This window comes from Sphingosinicella sp. (assembly GCF_052387495.1).
GTDB lineage: Bacteria > Pseudomonadota > Alphaproteobacteria > Sphingomonadales > Sphingomonadaceae > Allosphingosinicella.
This window is the reverse complement of record NZ_JBQTJC010000111.1, coordinates 1-3,788: the sequence shown is the minus strand read 5'-3', so window position 1 is coordinate 3,788 and position 3,788 is coordinate 1. Positions and strand designations below refer to the sequence as shown.

At 67.0% G+C, this 3,788-nt stretch carries 4 protein-coding genes and 1 pseudogene; 2 read left to right on the top strand and 3 right to left on the bottom strand.

What is annotated here, in order from left to right:
• Positions 1-71 precede the first annotated feature (71 nt).
• Positions 72-572 carry a MucR family transcriptional regulator gene (locus ACT4N8_RS06175; protein WP_444857260.1) on the bottom strand — a complete coding sequence of 167 codons (501 nt, stop codon included), beginning with the start codon at positions 570-572 and terminating at the stop codon, positions 72-74.
• 438 nt (positions 573-1,010) lie between these two features.
• On the opposite strand from ACT4N8_RS06175, the gene ACT4N8_RS06170 reads away from it, so the two are divergent.
• Complete coding sequence (locus ACT4N8_RS06170) at positions 1,011-1,304, top strand: DUF736 domain-containing protein (RefSeq protein ID WP_444857259.1); 294 nt, start codon at positions 1,011-1,013, stop codon at positions 1,302-1,304.
• Positions 1,305-1,354: 50 nt separating this feature from the next.
• Here the strand turns inward: ACT4N8_RS06170 and ACT4N8_RS06165 are convergent, their stop codons facing one another.
• The gene (locus tag ACT4N8_RS06165; RefSeq protein WP_444857258.1) at positions 1,355-1,585 is read right to left on the bottom strand and encodes a conjugal transfer protein TraD; all 231 of its coding nucleotides are present in this window, start codon (positions 1,583-1,585) and stop codon (positions 1,355-1,357) included.
• Between the two features lie 16 nt (positions 1,586-1,601).
• Positions 1,602-1,928 carry a conjugal transfer protein TraD gene (locus ACT4N8_RS06160; protein ID WP_444857257.1) on the bottom strand — a complete coding sequence of 109 codons (327 nt, stop codon included), beginning with the start codon at positions 1,926-1,928 and terminating at the stop codon, positions 1,602-1,604.
• A 164-nt stretch (positions 1,929-2,092) separates the two neighbouring features.
• On the opposite strand from ACT4N8_RS06160, the pseudogene traA reads away from it, so the two are divergent.
• A pseudogene (gene traA / locus ACT4N8_RS06155) lies at positions 2,093-3,781 on the top strand (Ti-type conjugative transfer relaxase TraA); the annotation flags it as partial.
• Positions 3,782-3,788: the final 7 nt, after the last annotated feature.

Here is a 3,788-nt window from a genome sequence, read left to right as displayed (position 1 = left end):
TCCACCGCTGGTGTAGCACGCGTGCGTCTAGCGGCTAGCCCCGCGCTATCGATCGCGCGGAGCTCGCTGGTTCAGGCCGAGGTGGAGGCGCGTGGGGCGCGCTTCGGTTTCGCAGCAGAGGCGGCCGCTGCCTTGGCCTGCCTGCCCTTTTGCCCCAGCCCGATCTTGTGCGCCATCGCGCGGCGCGCTTCCGAATAAGTCGGCGCGACCATCGGGTAATCGGCCTTGAGATTGTAGCGCTGGCGATACTCGGCCGGCGTCAGGCCATGCGTCGACAGATGACGGCGCAGCGTCTTGTAGGGCTTGCCGTCGATCATCGAGAGGATGTGGTCCTTCGAGGCCAGCGAGCGTCGCACGGTGACCGCAGGAACATGTTCGGGCTGCGCGGGTGCTTCGGCGGCATCTTCGGCTTCGCCGGTCGGGACGCCGGCGAGCTCGCTCACGGTCGCATGGATATTGCGGAAGAACGTCGGCACTTCATCGGCCGCCGGGCGACTATTCGGATTGCCGAGCCAGGCAATGGTAATCTCTGTCGCCAGCTCAATCGTGCTCACGCTTTCGGTATCGGACATGCTTCATTCTCCCTCTGCGCACTTCCCTTATCTATCGAAGCTGGAGCGTCAACCGTGCATTCGTCGGCAATTGTTCGGCAAACATTGAGAGGTCGAGCAAGTCATTGGGCCGCAACCACCTGACCATTGGCGCTTGAGCGACGTGTTGCCCTGGTCGGTCATCTCCTAAACTAGCCAAAGCCGCCGCACGGCCTCTTCGAATGGCTGCCTGGCGAGGCGGTACGGGCGCGCAGGGGCGCGCCCCGGCCTTGAGCCCGCAACGGCGTCGCGCCGGTCTTCTTCCCCGCCGCTGTCGCGGCTCCTCGCGAGACAAGAAGCCTTGAGCTCCCGCCGTCCTTCGCTTTGCTGCGGCCCTCAGGGGTGCGGGCCGGCCGCCGCCTCGCCCGTGATGGCGCCATCGAGGCCGCATCGGGCGGCTTCGGCAACAGGAGACAGACAATGGCACAGATCGGCACCTTCAAAAGCGACAATGGCGGGTTCACCGGCATCATCAGGACGCTCACCCTCAACGCCAAGGCGACGTTCCGCCCGTCCGACAAGGACAACGACAAGGCTCCCGACTATCGCATCTTCTCCGGGGCGATCGAATGCGGCGCGGCCTGGAAGAAGACCACGCGAGACGATCGCGACTATCTCTCGCTCAAGCTCGACGATCCGAGCTTCCCGGCCCCGATCTACGCCTCGCTGCTCGAATGCGAGGGCGGCGAGCACCGGCTGATCTGGTCCCGCTGAGCGAATGGCTGCGGCGCCCATGAAGGGCGCCGCGGCCAACCGCCAAGCGCTCAAGAAGTGACATCGTCGCGCAGCGCCGCATTCATCCCGAATGCGCGCCGGCCCCGTCGGCCCCACGACTCCAGCGCGCGCTCGCGATCCTCGCCGCGCAAGGTCGCCGCGCCCGCGTCGAGCAGCCCAAGGATCACCGCTCGGTCGTCATCGGTCAGCTCGACCAGCCCGGCCTTCACGACGAGGCCGCCAAGCTCGATCAACTGCCGCGTGCGCTCGCGGCGCTTCACGACCCAGTCTCGATTGTCACGCCTTGCCTGTCTCAGCGCCAGCCGGGAGCGTGCCGCCTTGAGCCGCCGCCCCGTCGCGCGCGCGGTCGCCAGCTCCGCCAGCAGCGCCGCGAGGCGACCGCTGAAAGAACGCGGTGCCGCGACGACGCCACGCCTCCTTCGTCGCATTGTCCTTTGACTCGACGGCGGCGAGCAGTGCCCCGGTGAGCATCTCGACATCGAGCGCGTCGGCACCGGTCGCGATGACCAGCTCGCCGAACTGGGCGAGCCTGCGTGTCCGTAACTCCCTGGCGCGCTCGTCCAAGGCCTTCAGCTCGGCATCATAGTCGCGGGGTTTGCGCATGGATTCGTCCTCCAAGTGGATGTGGGGACGCTCCAGCTATTGGGCGTTCCGGCCGAGCTCAATCGCTTGAGACTGCATGGGATCGGGCCTGGTCCCGAGACGAACGAGATTCGTCGAGGGCGCGCTTATACGTCGTGCCGACGTGCGCTTTGATGGGGATCGCGATGGCGATCTACCACTTCTCCGCCAAGGTCATTTCCCGCGCGGCCGGATCCTCGGCGCTCGCGGCGGCGGCCTATCGCTCGGCGTCACGACTCCATGACGCGCGGCTCGACCGGCACCACGACTTCTCGAACAAGGCCGGCGTCATCCACTCCGAGGTGATGCTGCCGGAAGGCGTGCCCGAGCACTTCTCGGATCGGGAGCGGCTATGGAACGAGGTCGAGGCGTCCGAGAAAAGGATCGACGCCCAGCTCGCCCGCGAGATCGAGTTCGCGATTCCCCGGGAGCTATCCCCAGAAATGGGCATATCCCTTGCCCGCGACTTCGTTAGCCAAGAGTTCGTCGGACTCGGCATGATCGCCGACCTCAATGTGCACCAAGATATCGGCGCGGACGGCGAGTCCAAGCCGCACGCGCATGTCATGCTCACGATGCGCGAAGCCGACGAGAACGGCTTCGGCGCCAAGGTCCGCGAGTGGAACCGCACTGAGCTGCTTCAGCATTGGCGCGAGGCCTGGGCGGGGCATGTCAACGAGCGGCTTGCCGCGCTAGATATCGACGCGCGCATCGATCACCGCTCGCTCGAAGCCCAAGGCATCGATCTTGAGCCGCAGCACAAGATCGGCCCGGCCGCATCGCGGATGGCCGGGAAAGGGCTCGCGCTGGAGCGGGTCGACGAGCATCGAGAGATTGCTCGCACGAATGGCGAGAAGCTGCTCGCAAAGCCTGCGCTCGCGCTGGACGCGATCACGAACGGGCAGGCGACCTTCACGACACGCGACCTCGCCATGTTCGTGCACCGGCACAGCGAGGGAAAGGACCAGTTCGACCGCATCATGACGGCCGTCCGGGCGGCGCCCGAGCTGGTCGCGCTCGGCAAGGACGGCCGGGGCGACGAGCGCTTCACCAGCCGTTCTATGATCGAGACCGAGCAGCGGATGGAGCGCGCGACGATCCGGCTCGAGGCGCGCCGTCATCATGGCGTTGCGGAGCGGCATCAGAAGACCGCGCTGGCTCGCGCCGAGCGGCGCGAAATGACCCTTTCGGCGGAGCAGCGCAGCGCGTTCGAGCATGTCACCGACGCGAAGGGCGTCAGCACGGTGATCGGCTATGCCGGCACCGGCAAGTCGGCTATGCTCGGCGTGGCGCGCGAAGCCTGGGAGGCGGAGGGCTATCACGTCCAGGGCGCCGCGCTATCCGGCATCGCGGCCGAGAATCTGGAGGCCGGATCGGGCATCCAGTCGCGCACGCTGGCGAGCCTGGAGCATCAGTGGAAGCAGGGACGGGAGTTGCTGGGCGCGGATGACGTGCTCGTCATCGACGAAGCGGGAATGATCGGCAGCCGGCAGATGGAGCGCGTCGTCTCGGAAGCCGAGAAGCGCGGCGCCAAGGTGGTGCTCGTCGGAGATCCCGAGCAGCTTCAGGCGATCGAGGCCGGCGCAGCGTTCCGCTCGATTGCGGAGCGGCACGGCAGCGTCGAGATCACCGATATTCGCCGCCAGCGCGACGACTGGCAGCGCCGCGCGACGCGCCAGCTCGCCACCGGCCGCACGGCCGAGGCGATCGCCAGCTATGAGGATCGCGGGAACGTGCACGCGGCCGACACCCGCGAGCAGGCGCGGGCCTAGCTGATCGAGTGCTGGGATGATGATCGCATCGCAGCGCCGGGCGATAACCGGATCATCCTGACAGGATGAG